Source organism: Methylocella sp., from assembly GCA_037200525.1.
GTDB lineage: Bacteria > Pseudomonadota > Alphaproteobacteria > Rhizobiales > Beijerinckiaceae > Methylocapsa.
In genome coordinates, this window is the sequence record JBBCGG010000001.1 from 2,951,230 (window position 1) to 2,975,880 (window position 24,651).

Here is a 24,651-nt window from a genome sequence, read left to right on the forward strand (position 1 = left end):
TGTTCGGGATGATTTCTGGACGCATCGCTAATGATGAAAATGGAACGGACTGTTAGAACTTCACGATAATGTCGCCGCCAAATGTAAGCTGCGAGCTTTTTGTTCCGACATCAAAGGGCGTGGTGCTGTTCAACGAGGAATCATAGCGAATTTCAGGCCTGACTGTAATGCTTTTCAAGAACGGCGCCTCCGGAATGGCCGGGGCGGAGATGTTGAGACCAAGAGTAAGCTCGAGATAAGTTGTCGGAGCTGGAGCAAAGGCCCCCGCCACGGGAAAGCCGCCGTTGAAAGGGAAACCGTGTTGGGCGTTGGCGAAATTGAAGTTGCCGGGGGCTCCGAGAGACGAAACGAAGAAGTTGTTGTTATCGCGCCAGACCTCGGCGCGGCCGACGATCTTCAGCCAATCGTTGATCGCGTAGGCCGCATATTGCGCAATGCCATAGCCGTCGAGGCCGCCTGCGGCGTCGTCGTGGATGTAATTGACGTCGGTGGTGAAGATGAGCTTGTCGGTCGCCTTCCAGATCACGACCATGTCGTTCAGAAAGCGCAACGTAGAGTTCGGGTTGCAGCCGCCGCATGCTGCGATGCCGACGGGCGTATCCGCGTTTTGCGGACCGATGTTTGTGATCGCCAGAACCGTAAGATTGCCGCCTAGCAGGTTCAGTCCGATTCCCCCTTCAAACCCGGCGCCGCCATTGTTGTCTCCCTGACCATTGCCGAAGGTCGTATTCACGCCAGTATTGACGCCGGCATAGATATCGACCTCGGGAATGACGTGGGCGACGGCCGTGATGCCGGTCAGCTTGAAGGGAATGCCGAAGTTGAAGATATAGGAATGCGAGTAAAGTAAATTGTCCCCTGCGGGAATGACTTCGGCGCCTTCCAAAGTGACATATTGGCCCGCTTTGACGTCGATGCCGCCAGAGAACAGCCAGGGCAGGTGGACCTGCACATTGGCTTCGACGACATCGAGCTGATACCTGTCGTTGATGGCGTAATCGAGTTCGCCGAGAAAATGGGTGTAACGCGCGTCCGACCCGTACATGCCCTGAATCTTGAAGCCGAAATCATAGTCCTTCGACGTCGGATCGATTGGACGTTGGATTGTCAGCAACGCCTGGTTCAGCAGCAGAGAGTTTGCTTTGTCAGTGAACAGATGCCCGAAGTTCAGCCCATTTGCGGGGTCAGCCGGATTTATGGTGATGCCGGCCTCAACTGCGCCGGTTACTGCAAACGTATCCCACCAGGAGGGCGGCGGCTTTGCGGGCGCGAGATCTGCGGCGCGCGCGAATTGTCCTAGGTTGAGCAGGATAAAACTGGCGCAAAGCGTCGGCAGGACGGATGATCTTGATAGCGTAGCCATGGTTCCACTCCCATTAGCGCCGTCGAGAACTATAAAAAGCGCATAGGATGCGTGGACATTCAATCAATCAATCTTGTGCGAGTTTGATTTGCTATGTCTGATGTGTTCCTGCCACAGTTGGGGCGTTTGTGCGCCATATTGCTACTTAAAGGAACTGTATTTGCTTAAATAGAGGTCAGAGGGAGCCGGTAATTCCTCCGTCGCTCCCCCTTGCCGCAGCTGTGGCCGCAATCGCCCACGTCGCCGCACGGGAGAATAAAGATTTGTCCGCCGCTTCGATTCTCATTTACGTAAACTTTTCGAAGCCGATGTCGCGTTCCTCGGCCATTTTGAGGGCGGATCGCGCGGCGTCACGCCTCCATCAACGCCGATACATGCGCCGCCGCCGAGCGGGCGAGACCGTCCAAATCATAGCCGCCTTCGAGAATCGAGACGATGCGCCCATTGGCGCGCCGTTCGGCGATCTCCATCAGCCGCGTCGTGACCCAGGCGAAATCGGGCTCGACGAGATTGAGGCCTCCGAGCGGATCTAGGCGATGGGCGTCAAAACCGGCCGAGATGACGATCAGGTCCGGCACGAAAGCCTCGATTCGCGGCAGAATGCGGCTGGTCATCGCTTCGCGGAATGCGAGGCCGTCATCGCCGGCCGATAAGGGCGCATTGACGATGGTGTCGTGCTCCCCCCGTTGATCGACTGCTCCGGTGCCTGGAAAGAGCGGCATTTGATGCGTGGAGGCATAAAGAACTGTCGGGTCGCTCCAGAAGATCTCCTGCGTCCCATTGCCGTGGTGAACGTCGAAATCGACGATCGCCACGCGCTCCGCGCCATGAGCGGCCTGCGCATGGCGCGCTGCGACCGCGACAAAATTGAAGAAGCAAAAGCCCATTGGCCGGGCTGTCTCAGCGTGGTGGCCGGGCGGCCGCACGGCGACAAAGGCGTTTTTCACCGCGCCGCGCATCACTTCATCGACCGCCGCCACAGCTCCCCCGACGCCGTGGCTGAGAGCGTCCCACGTGCCCGGACTCATGACCGTGTCGGCATCAAGACGGCTGCGGCCTTCGGCGGGAGCGGCGGCCTCGATCGCCTTGACGTAATTCGCGGGATGAACGCGAAGAAGCGCCTCGCGGACAAGGCCGGGGGCCAGCGCGCGATGGAGGGCTTGGAAGCGCTCATGTTCGAATGCGCGTTCGATGGCGCGGATGCGGTCCGGACGTTCCGGGTGTCCAGGACCGGCATCATGCTCGAGACTTGAGGGATGGGTCACAAAAAGAGTGGTCACCAAAAGAACTCGCTCATGGATCGCGCTGGCGAGGCCCGCGGTCGCCGCAACCATGATCTATTCGGAAGAGCGAGTTTACAATGGGCCTCGGGCGGCGCCCCAGAGGGATCGCTCAGGTTTGAATGCCGTCCGCCGCGGCGGACGAGCTGATGGTGACTTCGACCACCTCGGGAGGCCGCAGAAACCTGATCGGCAAATGCGACGTGCCAAGACCGCCCGAAATGATCAGATGGCGGTTCTTGTCGATGATATGCCCGTAGACCAGATCCCCGAAGATCCGCGCATAGCGCTTTTGCGGGCCGGGCAGATTGACCTGGCCGCCATGCGTGTGTCCGCATAAGGTCAACGCGACCCGATCCGGCATGCGCCGGAACACGAACGGTTCATGCGCGAGCATCACGACCGGCGCGGAATCGGCGATCAAAGCCATCGTTCCAGGCAGATCGTCTACGCCGCCGGGGCTCTCGCGATCCCTTGGTCCCGCGATCTGATCGCCAAGGCCGGCCACCCAAAAGGGTTGACCGTCCTTGCTTAGCCGGACGGCGTTATTTTCAAGGACTCTTATATTGGCGTTGATTAACGCGTTGCGTACGCCCACGGCGTCGTCGCTCGGCAAATTCGGCAGCGCGCCGTGGAGCCAATCATGATTGCCAAGCACTGCAAAAACGCCGAGCGGAGCCTTTAACACCGAAAGGGCGGGGCCCCACTGCTCGGGCATGACCGGGTCGGTCAAAATCGTATGCCCGCCGCTAAAATCACCGAGGAGAAAGATGACGTCCGGCTGAAGAGCGTTGGTCAGCTCGGCGATTGAACGAATTCGATCCGCCGGCATCCATGGGTCGCAGGCGTGAATATCGGCCAGAACGGCCGCCTTGAGGGTTAGATCCCGTGGCCAGTTTGGAGGAGCGACGGCATAGGAGGTCACCTTGAGGCGCAGGCCCGGCTCGAATGCGAAAGCATAGGAACCAAGGCTAGCAGTCGCCCAAACGACGCCGCCGGCGCTTTGTAGGAAAAGCCGACGGCTAAGATTGCTCATATAAACACTCTACCGCATCGCTCGGGAGGAACCAACCCATAGTTGAGTAGAGTTCGGCTTAATTCGGGAACGAGATTCCCAGAATAGTCTTCTAGGCGGCCTTTTCCTCGCGAATGACGGCAGGGTTTTGCCCGGCATGGATTTGTGGGGCCTTCTGCGTCTTGTTCGATTCCAAGGCCGCCGCAACGGCTGATATTCCAATCTCGCGATAGAGCCGGGACAGAAGGTCGCGCGGAACATTCTGGCGGGCGGCTGGTTGTTCGGGTTGCTGTGTCATGATCTGGCTCGTCTAGTTGGAGGCGGAATGGCGCATTTTGAGTTTCGTTTGAAGGATCATGTGGCGTGAAAGTTAATGCCGTCTAACCCTTTTGGATTTGTTTGCGGCAGGCTGTGGAGAAGCCGGCTCGCCATAGGGCGATAAAAACAGACCGCCGCCGCTTTGCCTGTGCGGAATCGCTCAGTCTGCGGCGCGTGCGGTTGCGTCCTTGCGCCGGGCTCCCTGTTCAGGGCCGCGAAGCAAGTCAGCCAAGCCGCCGGCCAGAGGTTCGTTTTCCTTCATCCTGACGATTGAGCGCGGACGGCGAGCTGGTGCGCTCTGTCCAGTCCAAGCATGTTGGCATCCGGGCATTTTCTTGACGGGCTCGGCGCGGGCGCGGGTTTGTCCGAGTAGACTCTAACCTTTTCAGGTAAGGTTTAAAGAGGTGTTATGATTTAGTCCCTGATATCAGCAGATGATCCGCATTGGGGAGAAAATTGCCGATCAAAGAGCAAGCTGAAACGCCGCGTCGGGCAGATCACAATCAGTTGAGTTTCGTATCAAGAATTGTTTTGTGACGACGAGCAAATGACGTCTTCATGCTGGGTCTTGTTCCTGGCGCTTTCTCACCGCATAAGCCGCATTACGTCTTGACGCAATGCACCGAAGGAGCTGCGGGTTGAGCGAGCTTATGCAAATGAAAACAAGGGCCGGGTTTTGGATCAGGGATTTATGCATAAACATCCACGGCCGGGTTCTGGCGGAGCCGGCGGCCCGAGCGGTTTTTTGGACGAGGCGAAGCCGCTCGCTCTAGGCGCGACGCTGGATGACGCGCAGGAACAGATTGCAGCCGCCGCCATAGCGCGGCGCCATTCAATTGGAAAAAAGCTCGCCGCTGGCTTAAGCCTCGCCATTGCGGCTTTTTCGATTTACATCCTCGGACGCACGCTCTCGGCCGTTAATCTCGGCGATTTGAGCGAGGCGATTGCCGCGACCGGAGGCGACCAGATCGCCGCCGCGGTGCTGCTGGCCGCGGTCTCATTCACCGCTTTGACCGGCTATGACGCTCTAGCTCTGCGCCAGCTCCGCGTCCGCGTCCCTTATAAAACCACGGCGCTCGCCTCGTTTACGAGCTACGCCATTTCTTTCACCCTCGGCTTCCCTTTGATCACCGCGGGCACCGTTCGATACTGGATTTATTCCCAGGTCGGCCTCGCGGCGAGCAAAGTCGCCAGCCTGACCCTCGTCGCCGGCGTGACGTTCTGGTTCGGCATGATCTTTGTAATCGGCGCGGGCCTTGCCTTCAGATCCGAGGCGATCAGCGCGATCAACCATTTCACTCCCGCTCTCAATTTGCTGATCGGCGTCGGTTTGCTTGGCGGCATCCTCGCTTATCTTGTCTGGGTGACGATCCGCCGCCGCAATGTGCGCTTTCAAGGCTTTCGACTCGAACTTCCAGGTCTTGGTCTGTCGCTCGGCCAGATCCTGCTTGGCATTATTGATCAATGCGCAGCTGCCGGCGTTCTTTACGTCCTGCTGCCGACGCATAGCACCATCGATTTCTTCACCTTCGCGGCCACCTATGTGTTTGGCTGCATCCTTGGAGTCGCCAGCAACGCCCCCGGCGGCATCGGGGTCTTCGAAGCGACGATGCTGAAGGCGGTGCCGGGGGTTGCGCAGGAACCTTTGCTGGCCTCGCTGCTGCTGTTTCGCGCCATCTATTATCTTGCGCCTTTCGTCCTTGCTCTCGCCCTTCTCGGCGCACATGAGAGTTTCCGCCGCTGGAGGAGCTTGCGCGAGGCGATGCGGCGCACCGAGGCGCAAGTGGACGATCTCGGCTAGACATGATTCCGAAAAGTTGCAGACTTTTTTGGATAAGATCATGCGTTGAAATAGCAAGAGCATGATCCCGAAAAGTTGCAGACTTTTCGGACAAAGATCATGCGTTGAAATAGCAAAAGCATGATCCCAAAAGTTGCGGACTTTTCGCGTAAGATCATGTGTTACAATAAAAAAGCGTGATCGATTCGTTTTGAAGAGATGATGCGCGAAGCTAAAGCCGTATAGAAGTCCTGGAGGCCGCGAACCTGCGCTCCAAAGCGACAGACGGAAACGCTGTCAAAAAACCTTCATGCTTTTAGTTCAACGCATGTTTTTTGTTGTGCGCTCTGAAATAGGGTGGCTGCCTTGGAAAACCGAACAATGATTTCTGGAGGCGTAAGAACCCAGTCCTTGATGAGTAACCAACTGGCTCGCGACCGTCTTGTCATTAGCCGCTTGATTGACGCATTGCCTGAGGCGGTCATTGTCGTCGGCGCGGACGATCGGGTTCTTGCGATCAATTTTCCGGCGCAAGCGCTGTTCCCGGCGGTGCAGCCAGATCATCCTTTGGCGCGCGGGCTGCGGTCGCCGGACGTGCTCGATGCGGTGATGCGCGCCCGCGCGTCCGGCCATCCTGAACGCGCGACTTGGCTCGAGCGCGTGCCGGTCGAACGATTCTTCGAACTAAACGTCGCCGCAATGGAGGGATCGGACATTGGACCGGCTATGATTCTGACCTTGCGAGACCTCAGCGAGGCTCGCCGGGTCGAACGGATGCGGGTCGATTTCGTCGCCAACGCAAGCCATGAATTGCGCACGCCGCTCGCATCTCTGCTTGGTTTCGTGGAGACGCTCCAGGGGCCGGCGCGGGAGGACGCCCCGGCCCGCGTGAAGTTTCTCGCCATCATGCGGGAGCAGGCGCAGCGGATGACCCGCCTCGTCGATGACCTTCTATCCCTGTCGCGAATTGAACAGAACCTGCATCTGCGTCCGCAATCCCCGGTTGATTTGGTCGCAATCCTTCGCCACATAGCCGATACGCTGACGCCAATGGCGCGCGATAACGATGTTGTCCTGAAGGTTGATGTTCCAACTTCGGTCGTCGTTAGCGGCGATCGCGACGAATTGCTGCGAGTTGTCGAAAATCTCGTCGAAAACGCGATCAAGTACGGCGCCTGCGATTTAACCAGTTCTAGCCGCGACGTTGACATCACGCTCAAAGCGCGGGAGCGTCAATGCGTATTGAGCGTGCGCGACTACGGTCCGGGGATCGCGCCTGAGCATCTGCCACGCCTGACCGAGCGTTTCTATCGGGTTGACGCCGGCCAAAGCCGGGCCAAAGGCGGCACAGGCCTTGGTCTCGCCATCGTCAAACATATCGTCGCGCGCCATCGCGGCAGACTCGGCATCGAATCGACGGTCGGCGAAGGCGCGACCTTCAGCGTGACTTTGCCCTTGCACGTAAGATGATTCGATAAATCGACCGTTGTCATCAAGCTGTCATTTTAAATTCATAATGCCCTCGTCGATCCTTACTAGGATCAGATCAGGGCGTAGATGATAGTTTGTCTTCCGCCTCTAACGGACCCTTGCGGCGCAGGATCTCCAATTTGGTTGATCCAGCTCGCGGCGGATCTCCATTATTTCAGCCAATGAGAGGCAATTTCATGAATTTCTCGTTCCTGCGAACGGCGCTAGCAGCGGCGACTTTGAGCCTCGCTGTTTGCGCATCGGCCGATGCGGCCACTATCACCGGCGCCGGCGCGACGTTCCCCTTTCCGATCTACGCCAAATGGGCGCAGGCTTATAAGGCCGTGAGCGGCAACGACCTGAATTATCAGTCGATCGGTTCCGGCGGCGGGATCAAGCAGATCAAGGCCAAGACGGTTACCTTCGGAGCGACCGATGCGCCGCTCACCGCCGATGAGCTCGCGGCCAGCGGCCTCGCGCAATGGCCGATGGTGATTGGCGGCATCGTGCCGGTTCTTAATCTCGATGGCGTCAACGCTGGCGAACTTACGCTCGATGGGCCAACCCTCGCCAAGATCTTCTCGGGCGCCATCAAAACCTGGGACGATCCCGCGATTCAAAAGCTGAACAGCGGCGTCAAATTGCCGTCGGCCGCGATCGCCGTCGTGCATCGCTCGGACGGGTCCGGCACAACCTTCAACTTCACCAATTATCTTTCGAAGGTTTCTCCTGACTGGAAGAATTCCGTCGGCGTGAACACGGCGGTCGAATGGCCGGTTGGCATCGGCGCCAAGGGTAATGAAGGCGTCGCGAATAACGTCGTGCAGACCAAGAATTCGATTGGCTACATCGAATACGCCTATGCCATGCAGAACAAGATGACGTACGCCAAAATGATCAATCAGGCGGGCAAGACGGTGGCCCCGTCGATCTCAAGCTTCCAGGCCGCGGCGGGCAACGCCGACTGGGAGCACGCTCCCGGCTTCTACCAGATTCTGACCGACCAGCCTGGAGCCGGTTCTTGGCCGATCACAGCCGCGACCTTCATCTTGATGCCGAAGGCGCCGCAGGATGTGGCCGCCGCGAAGGAAGCCCTGAAGTTTTTCGATTGGGCCTTCGCCAACGGAGCTAAGTCCGCAGAGGAGCTCGACTATATTCCGCTGCCTTCATCTTTGATTGCGCTGATCAAGAAGACTTGGGCGTCCGACATCAAAGACACGGATGGCAAAGCTTTGCTGAATTAAGCATCGCTGTGCGCGGAACAATTGGCTCTGGAGCTGCGCCGCCGTACTGGCGGCGCAGGCAAAATGAAGGCCGCGAGGAGAGACGCCGTGGTTGACGTTGCAATCGGCGATGTCGGACGAGATAGAGCGCAAAAGCTGGCCAAGACTCTGAGCTGGCTCAAGCTCCAGGATGATGGATTCCGTCTCCTGACCCTGTCCGCTGCGATCGCGGTTCTTTTGATTCTCGGCGGGGTCATCGCTTCATTGGTCGTTGGCTCGCTTCCGGCCATAAGAGCGTTTGGGTTCGACTTTCTGACGGTGCAAACCTGGAATCCGGTCACCGAAAAATTCGGAGCCCTTCCAGCGATCTACGGCACGCTTGTCACCGCTCTCATCGCCTTGCTCGTCGCGGCCCCTGTCGGCGTTGGCATAGCGATTTTTCTGACCGAGCTCTGCCCTTACATTTTACGCCGTCCGATCGGCATCGGCGTCGAGCTTCTCGCGGGCATTCCCTCGATTATTTACGGCATCTGGGGCCTTTTCCTTTTTGCCCCTGCCGTACAAAAATATGTTCAGCCCCCATTGATCGCGGCATTCGGCGACGTGCCGATTCTGTCTACGCTTTTCGCCGGGCCGCCCTATGGAATCGGCATTCTTACCGCTGGCTTCATCCTCGGCATCATGGTCATCCCTTTCGTCGCCTCCATTTCTCGCGATGTGTTCGAAACCGTGCCCGCCGTGCTGAAGGAAGCGGCCTACGGGCAGGGCTGCAACACCTGGGAGGTCGTGCGTTTCATCGTCATTCCGTATACGCGCACTGGCGTCATCGGCGGCGTGATGCTGGCTCTTGGCCGGGCCCTCGGCGAAACCATGGCGGTGACATTCGTCATCGGCAACGCGCACAGGATCGCGGGCTCGCTGCTCGCTCCCGGCACGACGATCTCGGCGACGATCGCCAATGAATTCACCGAAGCAGTCGGCGATCTTTACACCTCGGCCTTGATCGAGCTTGGCCTGATCCTTTTCTTCATCACTTTTTTCATTCTCGCCGCCGCGCGTTTGCTGTTGATGCGGCTCGAACGTCAGGCGGGGGCTTAAACCATGACGCTTTATGAGAGACGCCGCCGCGTCGGCGCCATTTACCTGGCGCTCTGTTTCGCGTCGGCCCTGTTTGGCATTGGCTGCCTGATGGTCATTCTCTCCACGCTTCTGGTTGAGGGATTCAGCGGCCTTTCGCTGGCGGTCTTCACGCAGATGACGCCCCCGCCCGGATCGGGGGGCGGCCTGTTGAACGCCATTGTCGGCAGCCTCATCATGACCACGCTTGGCGTCGCGGTCGGCGCGCCGCTCGGCATACTGGCCGGCACCTATATGGCGGAATACGGTCGCTTCGCGAAGCTCACCGTCGTCGTGCGCTTCATCAATGACATTCTGCTCAGCGCGCCTTCCATCGTCATCGGTCTTTTCATTTATGAGGTCATTGTTTCGCGAATGGGCCACTTCTCCGCCTTCGCTGGAGCCATGTCGCTGGCGGTGATCGTCGTTCCCGTCGTCGTGCGCACGACCGAGGACATGCTGCGTCTCGTGTCCAATCCATTGAGAGAGGCTGCGAGCGCGCTCGGCCTGCCGCGCTCCGTCGTTATAATCGAGGTAGCCTATCGCGCCGCACGAGCGGGGCTGATCACCGGCGTTCTCCTCGCCATCGCCCGCGTCAGCGGCGAAACCGCGCCGTTGATTTTCACGGCGCTGAACAATCAGTTCTTCAGCGCTGATTTGAATGCGCCCATGGCGAGTTTGCCGGCCGTCATCTTCCAGTTCGCGCTGAGTCCATACAAGGAGTGGCAGCAGCTTGCTTGGACTGGCGCTCTCATCATCACTATTGCGGTGCTCGTGCTCTCGATCACTGCGCGTGCGCTCGGTGGAGCAAGGACCGCGAAATGACGGCAATGCAAAAAATCTCGAACCTCGCGCCGAAGATCTCGGTCCGCGGCCTCAATTTTTTCTATGGCGACACGCCGGCTTTGAAGAATGTCACGCTCCCGCTTCATTCAAACAATGTGACGTCCTTCATCGGGCCGTCCGGCTGCGGAAAATCGACGCTTCTTCGCGTCATGAACCGTATGTACGATCTCTACCCCAGGCAAAGGGCGGAGGGCGAAGTGCTCCTGGATGGCGAGAACATCTTGAGGCCAGAGCAGGACCTCAATATTTTGCGCTCGCGCGTCGGCATGGTATTTCAAAAGCCGACGCCGTTTCCGATGTCTATCTACGACAATGTCGCTTTTGGCCTCAGACTTTATGAGAAAGTCGATAAGGCCGAACTTGACCAGCGCGTCGAGGCCGCATTGAGACATGCGGCGTTGTGGACGGAGGTCAAAGACAAGCTGAAGGCTTCGGGCCTATCGCTTTCGGGCGGTCAGCAGCAACGGCTTTGCATCGCTCGCACCATCGCCCTTTATCCGGAAGTCATTTTACTTGACGAACCTTGTTCGGCGCTCGATCCTATTTCAACGGCCAAGATCGAGGAATTGATCGACGAATTGAAAGAAAAATATACGATCGCCATCGTTACTCATAATATGCAGCAAGCCGCGCGCTGTTCCGATTACACTGCGTTCATGTATCTCGGCGAACTTATTGAATTTGGCGTCACATCGCAAATTTTTACTTCACCAGATTGTAAACAGACGCAGAATTATATTACCGGCCGATTCGGCTGAGCGTTGGCGCGGCCTTTCAGGAACAACTCATGTCCGAACACATCGTCGCAGCTTACGATAAGGAACTCGAGGCGCTTGGCCAGAAGATTGCCGAAATGGGCGGCATCGCTGAAAAAATGCTGTCCGACGCAATGGATTCGCTGATCGAATTCGACACCAAACTTGCCCAGGCGACGATCAACAGCGATCCGCGTCTTGACGCGCTACAGCGCGATATTGAGGAGCAGGCGATTCTGACGATCGCGCGGCGTCAGCCGATGGCCGTCGACCTGCGCGAAATTATAGCGACGATCCGCATTTCAAACGATCTCGAGCGCGTCGGCGATCTCGCCAAGAACATAGCGAAGCGCGCCATCAAGATCGCGGCGGACGTGCGCATCCCGCGCGCGATCGTTGGCCTCAAGTCGATGCACGAGGCCGCCGCCATATTGCTGAAGGATGTGCTCGACGCCTATTCGCAGCGCGATGCTGAACGCGCGCGGAGCGTGTGGATCTATGACGCGGAACTCGACTCCCTCGAGGACTCGGTGTTTCGCGATCTCCTGACCTTTATGATGGAGGACCCGCGCAACATTTCCTTCTGTGCGCATCTTCTGTTCTGCTCCAAAAACATCGAGCGAATCGGCGATCATTCCACCAACATTGCTGAGACGGTGATTTACCTTGTTACCGGAGAGTCCATGCCGTCAGACCGGCCGAAGGGCCGGGGCCTGATGTCCGATCCACCCACGACGGGCGTGTGAAGCCATGAGCGAAGTCCAAACCCAAACGCAAATCCCCAATGACGGCCGCCTGAATTCCGGGCGGCTTCCTGCGACGGCTCCGGCTGCACGCATTCTCGTCGTGGAGGACGAGGCGGCGTTGAGCCTATTGCTCGCCTATAACCTTGAGGCCGAAGGTTTTGTCGTGGACCGGGTCGAACGCGGTGACGAAGCCGAAGTCAGGCTGAGCGAGATGATCCCTGATCTCGTCATTCTCGACTGGATGCTGCCAGGCGTCTCGGGACTTGAGATCTGCCGGCGAATGCGGGCGCGAGAGGTGACCCGCAGCCTGCCGGTGATCATGCTGACCGCGCGCGGAGAAGAAAGCGAGCGCGTTCGCGGCCTCTCGATCGGTGCCGATGATTACGTAGTCAAGCCGTTTTCTGTGCCCGAACTTATGGCGCGCGTTCGCGCTTTGCTGCGCCGGGCGCGACCGGACAGGGTGGCGGGCGTCCTTTCAGCAGGCGATCTCGAGCTTGACCGCCAGAATTGGCGTGTTCACCGTGCAGGCCGCGATGTGCATCTTGGGCCGACGGAATTTCGCCTGCTCGAGCATTTGATGGAAAAACCGGGCCGCGTGTTCTCTCGCGCGCAGTTGCTCGACAGCGTGTGGGGTCTCTCCGCCGAGATCGACGAGCGCACTGTCGATGTTCATGTCGGCCGGCTGCGCAAGGCGTTGTCGAGCGGCGTCGAAAAAGATCCTATCCGGACTGTAAGGGGCGCCGGCTATTCCTTCGACGAAACCTTTGGCAAACCTCTGTCAGGCTGAGGCCGGGCCCAATGGCGGGGATCGGACAGCGCCGACGCGCTGTCCCGAGTTCCGACTGGGAACCCCAATAGGGCTCAACGGCATTTCTTCGCCTTCGCGCTGATTTCGCCCCAGCTCAAAGCCGGGAGGCCGGCTTGAAAACGCCGACGCGAAGAACGAAGGCGTCTCCGCGGATTTGAAGGTGCGCCTTCAAGGTTTGAGCTTTGTTTGCCGGTTTTCTGCGGCGCATGCTTCAAGAAAAACGGACGGAAAATAGCAATGGCCCCGCAACGTCCATTGCAGGGCCGAACCTAAATCCAGTTCTATCTTATTCGATCCGCGCCGATCGAATGCGCAGGTTGTGGGTCGCCTCGGTCAGGCCGATTTTTGCGTGCGCATTTGGCGACGACGATCTTGATGCGGCTGATAAGCGAGCGCAGCGTGGCATCTGCAATAGGGGCCTTCGCCCCCGATCTTTCTCGCGCCACAAAAGCGAAAATCCGACTGCGTCGGATCTCCGAGCGGCCATCGGCACATCGAGTCGAGCAGTTCGACGATCGTCACTGGCTCGGTGATCGGAACCACAACATCGACGGCTGGAGCTAGCGCTCGCGCTTCAACTGCGAAGGGCTGCATGGCTAACGCCGTATTGCCCTGAACGAACGCGCTCGCGCCTTGGATCATTGGGCCTTTGGGTCGCGGGTTTGATGCGCGCAGCACGGATTTTTGCGCCGGTCGCGGAACGGACGCAGGCTCAGCCACAACTTTGGTCCGGCCCGATAGACCAAGCCGATAAACCTTGCCGATGACGGCGTTGCGCGTCAGTCCGTTTGAGAGTTCCTTCGCGATCCGGCTGGCGCTCAATCCTTGAAGCCAGAGCTTTTGCAGCAGATCGATGCGTTCATCGGTCCAGGACATTGGGGTCTCCTAGAAATTGGTCAATTTGCAATCCGGGTCGTGCGAATTTGGGTCAAAAGCCATAATCACGGGAGGGAGCTCTCCCCGACGCCATCCGAATAAACGCGACCAAACACACTGATTCGCCGCCAAAAGGGCTGCGTATCTTTTCACGGACCTCGAACCGATTTAAGTTTCTACGATATGTCGTGGTCCATAGGCAGCACGCTACACTAGCCGTTGAATCGCATGCAAGCTCCCTGAGGTGCTGAAGAATGTTTTCAACAGAAGCTTGCACGGCTGCTCGGAGCTTTTGGAGATTGCGCCCTCATGTTGGGCAAAGCCAGCGTCTTGAGGGATGGCGGCATAACCCTTCATCATGCCTCGGGCTTTGAGTCATTCGAGGTTGGGCTTGCCCGACTTTGAACGCCATAAAAACTGCTCTCGACAAAAGCGGGAGTCGGGAAAGCGCGCTCGCCCCTTTGTTGAGCATCGAGGTTCGTCTTCGGAAATGACCGAGCCAAACCGCCCTTTCAAAGCATGAGGGATTGAAAGCTGGCTGCGACTTTGCCCGAAGAAGATCGCCGAGGCCGCCTTGTCCCTACGCAATATATTTAATTCTTGCTCCTTCTTGTTTAATTCAGGCCGGATGGCCTCGCAGCGAGATTTGCAAAGTAGGCTTGCGCCGGACTGGTGCGCTCAACGGCATTCCACGCCCGACGGCAGACCCCGCACGGCTGTTCAGCCGATTAAATTGCCGGGCCTTTGCAAACTGCGATCGTTTATGGCAGATCGCGTTTGCTTTTTTTCGGAGCGCAATGGCTCAAAGCCTTGCGCCGCGGTTAAAATTTGCGTGAGCTCATCCTGCCTCGCGTTGTGTTTGGACCGATTTAATACTAGAAAGACTTCATGATATTTTTGACGACGAATTGATTTTCTGGATTCAACAGCCATGAAGCACGTTTATACAGTGCAGCAGTTTGGCGTCGATCCATTGGCGCCAACAATTTTTCATGAGCCCTGGTGGTTAAAGATAGCGTCGGACGATTCGTATAAATTTGTAGAGGTTGAAAGCAAGGGTGAGGTAGTGGGACGCCTACCTTATTTTCCACAAAAGAAATTTGGATTTTCAATCAGTATAAATCCAGGACTTGTTCACACTCTAGGCCCCGCAATTAATTCTGGCGAAGGTAGTCTCGAAACCCGACGTCAGAATACCTATAAGGCAATGCGGGAATTGATTGACAAATTGCCGCCATACGAAGTTTATCGCTACAAGTGTTTGGATAGCGATGATGTTATACCTTTTCAACAAAAAGGGTTCATGACTCGAGTTCAATTTACTCATGAGATCGAACCCAAGAAGGTGGAACAAATTTGGGAAACCTTCAGTGTTTCTAAACGAAGTGAGATTCGTCGTGCAGAGAAACGTTATGATTTGTCTTCTATAACGCCTGACGAGTTCTTTTTATTTTACGATCAAAATATTGAAGATCGCGGTCTAAAAAATGTTTACCGCGATCATAACACTGCGATAATCATTCAGGAGACTATCGAAAGAAAGCGCGGTAAAATTTATGCAGCGAGAGCCAAAGATTCAAAGAACTTGGTGGCTGCTATATTTGTTCCGCACGATAATCGTTATGCTTATTATTTTATGTCAACTAGATCACTTGAAGATAGGTCTGGGGCTATCAGCTTCCTGATTTGGGAAGCTATTAAAGATGCCGCAGAAGCTAATCGGACGTTCGATTTTGATGGTCTCAGTTCCAAAGAGGGGGTAGCTTTCTTTGACGGGTTTGGCGCACACATCAAACCACGGTACATAGTTACTAAGACTACTCTGATTGGAAGCATGACGTTCGGGCTTAAGGAATGTCTTCGACCCAATCGTTTCTTTTGTTAGGCGCTGTGCGTCGCTCCCATCGGCATTCCTGCTGAGCGCGAGCCAAATCTTGCTTTCAAACCCGTAGAATAGGCCCGAAGACCGTTGCGAACTCGCGCGCCAAGCTCGCATCGACTTCGCTCATGCTGATCGGGCGGCCGAGATCGATGAGACTGGTCACGCCATAATGCGCATTCGCGACGCCGCAGGGAACGATGCCGGAAAAATGCGAAAGATCCGGCTCGACGTTGATCGAGACGCCATGAAAAGATGCCCAACGCCGGATCCTTATCCCGATTGCCGCGATCTTGTCTTCGGCGACTTCCCCGGATATCCCGCGCGGCTTGTCCGGCCGCGCCACCCAGACTCCGACCCGATCCTCGCGGCGTTCCCCCCTTATGTTAAAGGCCTCGAGGGTCGCAATGATCCAGGCCTCCAAAGCGGCGACAAAGGCGCGAACGTCGGGTCTGCGGCGTTTCAGATCCAGCATCACATAAGCGACGCGCTGGCCCGGCCCATGATAGGTGAATTGGCCGCCGCGTCCGGTCCGGTGCACTGGAAATCGCGCCTCGACGAGATCGCCGTCCTTCGCTGAGGTTCCGGCCGTGTAGATCGGCGGATGCTCGAGCAGCCAGACCTGTTCTTTCGTGGTCCCGGCGGCGATGGCCTCGGCTTTCGCCTCCATGAAGGCGAGCGCTTCGGCGTAAGGCGTCAGCCCATCGGAAATACGCCATTCGACGGGCGAATCATCGGCGCGCCATAAGGCGGTTTTCAGGCTCTCTCGCGTAATCATGGTTGTTTCATATGAGAGAAGACGCCGCGTTTCCACAACAGGATGAGCGCTGAACATAGATCGAGCCGCGCCCGCGCAATCTTAGCGCTCGCACCGCCGAAGCGGCCTTGCCACGTCGCCGCCGATTTGTTAGACGACGCATCTGGCCGCGCGGAGTCTAGGCTCATAAGCGCGGTCATTTGCGGCCATGGCGGAATTGGTAGACGCGCTAGCTTGAGGTGCTAGTCGGGAGACCGGTGGAGGTTCGAGTCCTCTTGGCCGCACCAATGTTTTTGGTGTTTCTTCAAGTTGTTTCAATGCCTTAGAGGCTTCGCAGCGCCCCATGTAGTGTTACATTGTGGGTTACATCGTGGCCTTTCTACTGTTTTCCGATGGCTGCCTCAGGGTCTCTGTGCGCTATCTGCTTCGAAAGCCAGACGGCTCCTTTTATTACCAGCGCCGGGTTCCTTCTGACCTGAGGGGGCATTACGGCAATCTCACGTTCATACGTAAGAGCCTCAAAACGCATGACCCCGCAGAGGCTGCTAAGGAGGCCTCGCGGCAGGCCCGCGTTCACGATGCCTTGTGGCAACACCTCAGGTCGCCTCAGGCCAAGGATCTCAAGCTAACCACGGCTGAGACGCGGGATGCGGCTAAAGCACTATTAGAAACCTTAGGGCTCGAACCTGGGACCCGTCGCAATCCCGATGGCTCGGTGCGTGCTGATTTCGACCTTGGCGATGTCCTAGAGGAGCACATAGAGCGCCGCATAGGCTCGGAGTGGTCCGAGGCCCGCCATGATCCCCACAGCTACGTGGACCCAGGAAGCCTGCTGAGTCCCGTGGAGCATGAGGCCTATCGTCTCCTCGACGAACGCCCAGAGAAGCCCCGTGTTCTCCTCAGTGATGCCTTGGCGGTTTATCTTAATCGGCACAACAGAGGTAATGACCCAGCGTTTCGCGTGTTCACCCAGCGAGCCATCCAGCTAGTTTTTGATGCAGCTGGCGACTTACCCCTTGAGGCCTTCACAAGGGCGAATGCTCGGACTGTCCAGGACGTAATAGCCCAGGGAAGGCGCACCGCTACCGTGCGGAGACGGCTGGACACCATAGCCGCTGTGTTTGCGGTAGGGATTCGGGAGCTATCCCCTGTTCACCTTCCGAATCACTTCGCGAAACTCGACATAGCCCGCGAAGGCGAAGATTCTCGAAAGCGCCTGCCGTTTACCAATGAAGAGCTTCAGACCATAGCAGCGGCTTGCTGCCAGCGCTCAGACAATATTCGATGGCTTATCGCAATGCAGATTGAAACCGGCGCGAGGCTAGGGGAGGTCGTGGGTCTCAGGGTTTCGGATGTGTTCCTTAGCGACTCAGTGCCACACCTTTGGATCAAGGAGCATCGGAAGCTTGGGAGGAGCCTCAAGACTCCAGGGAGCGTTCGGCGTGTCCCTCTTGTCGGTGTGTCCCTCTGGGCTGCCCAAGAGGCCCTAAAGGCTGCTCAGGGGGTAGGGGCAGGTTGGCTTTTCCCTAGGTACGCCAGTGACGGACTCATACGAGCGACGCATGCCAGCAACACCATCAACAAATGGCTCCGAGGCCTAGCCATCGACAAGACTACGCATTCGGCGCGCCATGCCCTTCGAGACAGACTTAGGGCTGTGGGCTGCCCTGAGGCCGTTATGGATGCAATAGGTGGTTGGATCAGCCATCGCTCGGTAGGGCAGGGTTACGGCCAAGGGTACAGTCTTGAGGTGCTTAAGGGGTGGCTCGATAAGGTAGTTCTGGAATGAATTATAGATAGCCTGCTCTTATATAAGGTAGAATTGTCTGTATTTGTACAATTAATACCTACAGCATGTAATGCTATTACACTCCATATGATATTCAGTGTCAGTGGATATACTTTATTCTAAATAATAATCATTGACGCGGTAGCAAAAAATGTGTAGTTGTGTGGCTATCGGCTGGAGATGAAACGCATCTGTCCAGTGTCGATCCAACAACTGGAAACACACCCATGACTATGTTTAACGTTACCGTGATTATTCCTACGGAACACAGGTTCCCCATCAAGGCGAATAGTCTGGAGGAAGCCCAGGAGCTTGCCTATGCTCAGGCGAACACCTTGTTCGATAGTGCCCCAAATGCGGGCGATGGTTGGGCATTTGGAGCCTATATTTCTGAGATCCATTCAGCGCCCACGGAAGGTGAGCCTGTGCTCTTGTGGAGTGCCGAGGAGGCGCACAAGGCGCATCAGCTTAAGGCCGCTTAATACTACCAATTCAGGCGGAATAAGCTACGTTTGGTGTATCGACGAAGGTCCCAAAAAGTACCAATGACACGCGATGACGGGCAAAAGGGGGGGTAAATATACTACTCTGTCCTACCTGCCCTAAAAACACCTGCTATCCACTTGGAATACATAGGGAATATACATTGAATACAGAATGAGGCCTAGGGAGCAACTTCCGCACCCCTAGGCCCGCTTTCGTCACCTTTAGCCCGCCTAATGCTCCCCGCCGATCCCTACTGCTCGACTGGGCTTTAGCTTACCAAAGCAGACTAAATGTCCATGCCCGGCGCTGGAATGTAGTCAACCGGAGCCATCCAATAGCGCTCGGTAGTGGTTCGCTTTTGAACGAACCCTAAGGCCTTCATGTCGGAACCCGCTTGCCCAGCCGGTGGCCTGTTGAACCTAGGATCTTTCTCCACGATTTGCTCATAGATATCCCCGAGCCCAATGCGTCCGTGCGGTTTAACTTGAAGCTCGCCGGTTGCCATTAGCTCCTTGAGCCGCAAGTAGTACACGCTGCGACTATCCTCAACGATGTCCTGTTTGTGTTCCGTCACGGGTGGCCGTCCGAAGGCCTCAAAGCGGTCCGTGCGCTCAATGTCTCCCATGCGCATTTCAAACCACCGTCTCAGGCATCCCAAGGCCCTTAGGTTAGGCAAGCCGCCCCTTGGGTTCTTGAGGTATTGCCATTTGTCGGACCACCAGTCAGCGCTCATGGCTTCTTCCTGGGGGCTCGCGAAGATGAACCAGCGCCTATCGCCTTCCTCCAGCCGCACTGGCATTGGGTTGTTACTGAAGGCCAGAAAATGACACATGTTCTTAATGTTTTCCTGGGGTCCAAATTTGATATTTACGAAGATTTCATCCTCAGATTGCAGAGTTTTTAACCTATCAGCAAACGAATAGTTGCCAGCTTCATAGAGTTCTGAAACAACAACCAAAGATGTACCCGGTATGAATGACTGAAAATTACCACTCAATGAACTTGCCACTACTGATTTGGTGTTCCTTTCGCCGACCATGTGTTTAAGCGCCTCAGCAATGAAGTTCTTTCCAGCGCCGTTAAGCGCCGAAATGAGCAATACACTGGTAGGCATCTTGACTGACGGGCGGCATATCATGTGCGCGCACCAATCGAGAAACCATTCACGTTCTGTAATGTGTTCCCCAAAGAACCTTTCGACAACGTCCAGGAACCATCGCGGCTCGGTGTAGATCTCAGGTTTGATCGCTTTCACGCGCGGTTCTGACCACAGGTTGAGCACTCGGGTTCCATTCTCTAGCTGCACAATCCTCGGCTGCCCTGGAAAAGTATCCCAATAGCTCACCACAAGCCGCTGAGTGAGGCTGAGCGTATCTTTATCGAACTCCCCCGGTTCATGGAGCATCTCGCCAACTTCGGCCACCTGTGGGCTATCTTTTGAGAGCACCACGCGGCCATCCTTGCGGCCATAGCTCAGCACTGGGACGGGCGTCGAGAAATCCACATCCACGAGTCGCTGTAGCGCCCAATCTGGCATGAGACTTCTATCGGCCCCAGTATCCCTATCGGCCCATTTGCCGGCGCTGGCTATATAGGCAAACCTCTTGGCAAGCTTTTCCCAAAGGCCTTCCATCATTCTCTTGTGTTCACGTGATCCCGCGCGAACGGCCTTGCCTGCATCAAGCAGGGCCTGGGCAGTGGTTGGCGCAATTAGTTTCGTGTTGTTAGACATTGGTTGCTCGCGTCCTTAGCGCTTCTCGCAAAACCATGGTTCTCTGCCGTGGCCTTAATTGCTTTTGGGTTTTCCAGTGCTACCTCGATCGAGGCGTTAACTAATGATGACAGTGAATTTCCACTTAGCCCTGTAAGGGTCTCAAGTAGGTCAGACCTTATGTAAACCCTGAGGCCCACTGTGTTCCGACTGCTTGTCATGGTGTCCCCCCAGCTGCACTAGCGCCTAAGGCTTCTCCAGGTATCTTCGGGTCCGAGAACACGTTTCGCTGCCTCCGCACCCCTTGCGGATCTGTGTAAAGGCTGCCGTGCGGAATGCTGGCATACTGGTACGCTTGCCCACCAGCGGCCCCGCCAAGGGCTTGGCTAAGGTCCACCTCAGGTGCAGGCTGATCCCTCGCGGCCAGCGCGGCGCTAATGCCTCCCAAGATGCTGCTGATGGATGCTGGCTGAAAAGTTGTGTTTTGCGGCCTGGAGCCGTTCAAAAGGTAATTAAAAGCAGACGTGTCTGCGACACTTGGGTCCATGTACTGTGTTCCTCCGCTGCGCCCCTCAGAGCTGCATTGTCATGACAAAGAGAGAAACCTCAGGCGACGTGTGTCACCCAAGGATACATTTGCTTATATGTGTAAAACGGAAGCTATGCTGTGCGATTAGGCACGCCAGTAAGTTAGGGAAACTTAGCGTTGCTACGCTTATTCATGAGATGCAGAAGGAACACCTTCTAGGAACTTCGTGAGCAGAAACTCAAAAACTCTCGGATATGTAGCCTTGCGCCCCAATTGCTTGCCCAGGATCTTCTGGACATCGGGCAGCCGCTGGGCCAACGAAGGCTTCACGCGCAAAAAGATAACTACGCTATTGGTCTCGGCAGTGGTTGTGGTGTTCGTTGTGTTTTTCATAATGATTACTTTCCGGTTGGTGTCTGCTTTGTTTGATATCTTCAGGCAAAAAGAAGCCCCCAATCTTTCGATCGGAGGCTAGCGCAGGCTAATTCAACAAAGATTATATGTTAAACTGCGGTCTCTATTAAAATTCCGATGGTTCCTCACTAAGCAGGGTGCCAACCTGTTTTCGATAGCTAATCTATTGCCAATGCTATCGATTTCACGCTTTCGGCCCTGCTTCATCGAAATGGTGCGTGAGGGAGGTCGCTGGCTGCCTCAGGTCTACTGGAATGAAGGCACTTGCTCAGTACCGTCTCTGGCACCGCAGCGCGTTCTGCGTGCTTCCTTCTCGTCGATCGGGCCGAAGGTTTCTCACAAGGCGGGTTATGTGTAGGTGTCACGTATTTTTCGACCAGGGACCGTAAGCCCCTGCTATCATTCTGCCATTGCCTCTGTCGGGCTCTTCACGCGCTTCAGGACCCTGTAGACGCTCGCAACACCTATTCCAAGCTCCTTAGCGATGGCTTCTTTTGTGTGTCCCTTGGCGGCCAGCGCATGAACTTCCGCCCCCTTCGCCCTCGCCGTGGGCTTCCGGCCCAGATACCTTCCGGCGTCTTTGGCTTTGGCAATACCTTCGCGTTGCCTCTCCAGCATGATTTCGCGTTCAAACTGCGCGATGGACCCCAGCAGGTTCAGCATGAGTTTTCCCGTAGGGGTCGAGGTGTCCAATCCGAGGCCAAGGATCCGTAACGCCACATCCTTTTTCTCAAGCCGCGCCACGATGTCCCCAAGATTCGCCACCGAGCGCGCTAGCCGATCGAGCTTGGTCACCACCAGCACATCGCCGGCCCTCAGGAACCCCAAGGCCTCCTCAAGCGCCTTGCGCGGCCCCACGGAGCTGGTTTGCTCCTGAAAAAGTCTCTCGACTCCAGCGGCCAACAGCTCTCGCTCTTGGGCCTCCAGGCCCGCTTTCTGGTCTGTTGTGGAGGTCCTTCCATAGCCAACGATCATTGTCTCAATCCCCCATTGCCCATCACTAGGCCTGAGGACACTGTGATCGATAAGCTATCAAAAGTCAAATTGTATTTGTGTGATAGTCTAAATGGCAGGGCTAGGGACGAATCACTAGGGCTTGGTCTATTGATAGTGAAGGTTCCGGCTTATCTAAATTTCTAACCGCGGAGAGATTTTCCGCAGTTGTTTCAGGGCCTCTCCTCTGCGGCCCGGATCGAAATCGGGTCGGTTAGAGTTCCATGCTCCGTTTGCGGACAGGTTTGCAGCTTCCGTTCGCAGCTCCAGCATAAAATCTGTGCCTATTCGGTTAGCGGTTCTATTGATCGTGGCCAGGTATTTTTTTGCCGATCTCCTAGCGTGCCAAACTGAAAGGAGATACGTGCGAGCAGACAACATGTGAAGCAACCCAAAAACTAGGAGAATATAGCATATAGGTTGAACGATGACGTAATATGCTAAAAGTACAGACGGTATTAAATTCTCTAAAAGTATAAATGCGGCGCAAAAAAAGATTATGAAGCCAAAAATAAATTGAATAACAGATATAGATGCGAATAGGATCATCATCCTTTGGTCATTATACAGAAAATCAATGTATATAATCTGCCGCGCCGTGGTAGTTATATTATACTCAGTTAATTTAATACTGTGAGGAAAAATAAATCGAACAAATCGATCAAGCACAAAGGCGCAAAAAGGCCATATAAAAGCGATTATTCCGCAAATCGATCCTACGATGCCGAGAATGACGATGGCCTGCTGAGACATCAGTCGGGTTTCCTGCCGCTTGTTTGAATCCTCGGCATCTACCGTTCACCAGCTATGAAATGTCGCTTGTGTAAAGGAGTGGGCCGACTCGTAATTTCGTTGCCATTAGGAGACTGGCTCTATCTCATGCGTCAAGTCGGCCTTTCTTCGAATGGCCAGTCGTTTCCGAATCATGCATAGCCGCACACCACGATCATGATGACGTTTGTTGATCAACTCGTGATTAGGCAAGGACTTTGGATTCGATCGGATACGAAAGCGACCCAGGGTAGGGATAGGGGTCCCAGGTGGCCACCTGATTCCCAATGGGTCCCATCGCTCCACCCCATTTCAAAAAATTAGCTTTCGACTGCGAGTTGTTGTTCGCCACGGATGTGTGGTGTTGAAGCTATAGAATTCCCAAGCGCCCCCACTCCCTTTCGTAAACATGTGGTGTGCCTTTTGAAAACCGGGGATACCTTAGCCCGGGCGCGGGTTTGTTTCAGTAGCTTGCTACGCTCGCCCACAATACGTCAAAATTGCTTTTGCGCCGACCAGCATTGACCCTCAAATCTCGCCACAAGCGGATTGTGCGGAGTGCTCATGCTGAAACTGCCTGTGAATCTGTCGATGTTTACCACTACGCGGCCAATGGATTCCACAGGATTCAACGGGTCAACGCCAGTATTGACTGGAAGAAGGGTGTCTGTGTGTAATATTATAAGTTGATCATTAATTGTATCTATGTAGAATGCTCCGCCGTAATACATAGGAAACATCCTTGCGGAGCCTTGATTCGTATCAACTAAAATGCTTAAATTAGATTGGTCACTATGGGTGGCTCGTATAGAGCATTGGAGGTCGATGTGACTATTAGCAAAGGCTGAATTGCTTAATAAAAGAACCAAAATGCCAGAATAAAGTGGTTTAAGGTTCGCGTTTGACTCAAGCCCCATCTTGCTCTCCGAACCTTTGATCCATGGCTTCCATGCCTTGGTGCCGCAAGTCTACACTTAAGCTCGAATAGCATCATTGCGCTAGCGGCAAACTGTGCTTTCAGAAAAATGATGCATTGCTCGTGGAGCCGGACTTTTGGCAGTCAGCAGTAGGTGTTACATTAGGTATTACAGGCCCTTGTGTCCCCGTTAGAGTTTGTGTTATTTCAAATGCTTAGCGCTGAACCACCGTAAGGCTTGAGCCTCTTGGCCGCACCACTTTTACCCGCACCTGATCAGAAGGTGCGGGAATGGCAATCGCGAGGATCTGTCGCGCTCATTCAGAGGCAGTCGCGGCCGGGCGCTCGCGGTTCATCGAAGCGCATCCAGCGTATAAAGCATCAGCTTGGCCTAAATTTCCGGCGGTCGCCGGTTCGCCCAAGGCGCCGCCTGTTCCAGTTCGGCGGCGAGCGAGAACAATAGTGCGTCATCGCCAAGCTGGGCGGTGAATTGGGCGCCGAACGGCATCTCCAGTGCGCCCGGTTCAGAAGCGGCCCAGTGCATTGGCGCCGACATGCTCGGCGTCCCGGTGAGGTTCGAGAGTATGTTGAACGGGGTGGCGGCGAGAGCGTCTATTGCCATCGTGTTGAGGATCCCGCTTTTATGGAGCAACTCGCCGATGGGCAGCGCGAGTAGCAATGGCAGGATGACGCGCTGAAGGGCTGGCAGGTCCAGCTCGCCGATCCGCGGCGCGGGGCCGGAGGTGACGGGCGATAGCATCACGTCGAAGCCGCTGGCGAAATAGGCGGCAAGATCGCGGCTTATGCCTG

20 protein-coding genes and 1 tRNA gene are annotated in these 24,651 nt (G+C 55.8%); 12 read left to right on the forward strand and 9 right to left on the reverse strand.

What is annotated here, in order from left to right; genetic code table 11:
• Window positions 1-52 precede the first annotated feature (52 nt).
• The 4 genes from WDN46_14490 to WDN46_14505 all read right to left on the reverse strand — a co-directional run bounded on the left by WDN46_14490 (window position 53) and on the right by WDN46_14505 (window position 3,956).
• On the reverse strand, window positions 53-1,363 hold the full coding sequence (locus WDN46_14490) for an outer membrane beta-barrel protein (protein ID MEJ0094589.1): 1,311 nt from the start codon (window positions 1,361-1,363) through the stop codon (window positions 53-55).
• A gap of 350 nt (window positions 1,364-1,713) precedes the next feature.
• Window positions 1,714-2,697: a histone deacetylase family protein gene (locus WDN46_14495; GenBank protein ID MEJ0094590.1), complete on the reverse strand. Its 984-nt coding sequence runs from the start codon at window positions 2,695-2,697 to the stop codon at window positions 1,714-1,716.
• Window positions 2,698-2,755: 58 nt separating this feature from the next.
• Window positions 2,756-3,679, reverse strand: a complete 924-nt coding sequence (locus WDN46_14500; protein MEJ0094591.1) for a metallophosphoesterase — start codon at window positions 3,677-3,679, stop codon at window positions 2,756-2,758.
• Window positions 3,680-3,770: 91 nt separating this feature from the next.
• Complete coding sequence (locus WDN46_14505) at window positions 3,771-3,956, reverse strand: hypothetical protein (GenBank protein MEJ0094592.1); 186 nt, start codon at window positions 3,954-3,956, stop codon at window positions 3,771-3,773.
• A 711-nt stretch (window positions 3,957-4,667) separates the two neighbouring features.
• Here WDN46_14505 and WDN46_14510 point away from each other — a divergent pair.
• The 8 genes from WDN46_14510 to phoB all read left to right on the forward strand — a co-directional run bounded on the left by WDN46_14510 (window position 4,668) and on the right by phoB (window position 12,699).
• Complete coding sequence (locus WDN46_14510) at window positions 4,668-5,777, forward strand: lysylphosphatidylglycerol synthase domain-containing protein (protein ID MEJ0094593.1); 1,110 nt, start codon at window positions 4,668-4,670, stop codon at window positions 5,775-5,777.
• A 393-nt stretch (window positions 5,778-6,170) separates the two neighbouring features.
• Window positions 6,171-7,226, forward strand: coding sequence for an ATP-binding protein (locus WDN46_14515; protein MEJ0094594.1), 1,056 nt, complete (start codon window positions 6,171-6,173; stop codon window positions 7,224-7,226).
• 197 nt (window positions 7,227-7,423) lie between these two features.
• On the forward strand, window positions 7,424-8,470 hold the full coding sequence (gene pstS, locus WDN46_14520; protein MEJ0094595.1) for a phosphate ABC transporter substrate-binding protein PstS: 1,047 nt from the start codon (window positions 7,424-7,426) through the stop codon (window positions 8,468-8,470).
• An 87-nt stretch (window positions 8,471-8,557) separates the two neighbouring features.
• Complete coding sequence (pstC, locus tag WDN46_14525; GenBank protein ID MEJ0094596.1) at window positions 8,558-9,547, forward strand: phosphate ABC transporter permease subunit PstC; 990 nt, start codon at window positions 8,558-8,560, stop codon at window positions 9,545-9,547.
• Between the two features lie 3 nt (window positions 9,548-9,550).
• Window positions 9,551-10,390, forward strand: a complete 840-nt coding sequence (gene pstA / locus WDN46_14530) for a phosphate ABC transporter permease PstA (protein ID MEJ0094597.1) — start codon at window positions 9,551-9,553, stop codon at window positions 10,388-10,390.
• The gene (gene pstB / locus WDN46_14535) at window positions 10,387-11,169 is read left to right on the forward strand and encodes a phosphate ABC transporter ATP-binding protein PstB (protein MEJ0094598.1); all 783 of its coding nucleotides are present in this window, start codon (window positions 10,387-10,389) and stop codon (window positions 11,167-11,169) included. Before pstA ends, pstB begins: the two co-directional genes overlap by 4 nt.
• A 29-nt stretch (window positions 11,170-11,198) precedes the next feature.
• Entirely contained in the window at window positions 11,199-11,912 is a 714-nt protein-coding gene (phoU, locus tag WDN46_14540; GenBank protein MEJ0094599.1) for a phosphate signaling complex protein PhoU, read from the forward strand.
• Between the two features lie 4 nt (window positions 11,913-11,916).
• On the forward strand, window positions 11,917-12,699 hold the full coding sequence (gene phoB / locus WDN46_14545) for a phosphate regulon transcriptional regulator PhoB (GenBank protein MEJ0094600.1): 783 nt from the start codon (window positions 11,917-11,919) through the stop codon (window positions 12,697-12,699).
• A gap of 354 nt (window positions 12,700-13,053) precedes the next feature.
• Here phoB and WDN46_14550 read toward each other — a convergent pair whose 3' ends face one another.
• On the reverse strand, window positions 13,054-13,596 hold the full coding sequence (locus WDN46_14550; GenBank protein ID MEJ0094601.1) for a GcrA family cell cycle regulator: 543 nt from the start codon (window positions 13,594-13,596) through the stop codon (window positions 13,054-13,056).
• Between the two features lie 931 nt (window positions 13,597-14,527).
• Here WDN46_14550 and WDN46_14555 point away from each other — a divergent pair.
• Entirely contained in the window at window positions 14,528-15,481 is a 954-nt protein-coding gene (locus tag WDN46_14555; protein MEJ0094602.1) for a GNAT family N-acetyltransferase, read from the forward strand.
• A 55-nt stretch (window positions 15,482-15,536) separates the two neighbouring features.
• Here WDN46_14555 and lipB read toward each other — a convergent pair whose 3' ends face one another.
• Window positions 15,537-16,253 carry a lipoyl(octanoyl) transferase LipB gene (lipB, locus tag WDN46_14560; protein ID MEJ0094603.1) on the reverse strand — a complete coding sequence of 239 codons (717 nt, stop codon included), beginning with the start codon at window positions 16,251-16,253 and terminating at the stop codon, window positions 15,537-15,539.
• 181 nt (window positions 16,254-16,434) lie between these two features.
• On the opposite strand from lipB, the gene WDN46_14565 reads away from it, so the two are divergent.
• The 3 genes from WDN46_14565 (at window position 16,435) to WDN46_14575 (ending at window position 18,503) form a co-directional block, all read left to right on the forward strand.
• Window positions 16,435-16,519: transfer RNA gene (locus WDN46_14565), tRNA-Leu, on the forward strand.
• A 125-nt stretch (window positions 16,520-16,644) separates the two neighbouring features.
• On the forward strand, window positions 16,645-18,021 hold the full coding sequence (locus tag WDN46_14570) for a DUF6538 domain-containing protein (protein MEJ0094604.1): 1,377 nt from the start codon (window positions 16,645-16,647) through the stop codon (window positions 18,019-18,021).
• 227 nt (window positions 18,022-18,248) lie between these two features.
• Entirely contained in the window at window positions 18,249-18,503 is a 255-nt protein-coding gene (locus WDN46_14575; GenBank protein ID MEJ0094605.1) for a hypothetical protein, read from the forward strand.
• A 290-nt stretch (window positions 18,504-18,793) separates the two neighbouring features.
• On the opposite strand, the gene WDN46_14580 is transcribed toward WDN46_14575, so the two are convergent.
• From WDN46_14580 to WDN46_14590, 3 genes are all read right to left on the reverse strand, one after another.
• Entirely contained in the window at window positions 18,794-20,239 is a 1,446-nt protein-coding gene (locus WDN46_14580) for a primase-helicase family protein (protein ID MEJ0094606.1), read from the reverse strand.
• Window positions 20,240-21,560: 1,321 nt separating this feature from the next.
• Window positions 21,561-22,136 carry a recombinase family protein gene (locus WDN46_14585; protein ID MEJ0094607.1) on the reverse strand — a complete coding sequence of 192 codons (576 nt, stop codon included), beginning with the start codon at window positions 22,134-22,136 and terminating at the stop codon, window positions 21,561-21,563.
• A 2,096-nt stretch (window positions 22,137-24,232) separates the two neighbouring features.
• Window positions 24,233-24,604, reverse strand: a complete 372-nt coding sequence (locus WDN46_14590; protein MEJ0094608.1) for a hypothetical protein — start codon at window positions 24,602-24,604, stop codon at window positions 24,233-24,235.
• Between the last annotated feature and the right edge of the window lie 47 nt (window positions 24,605-24,651).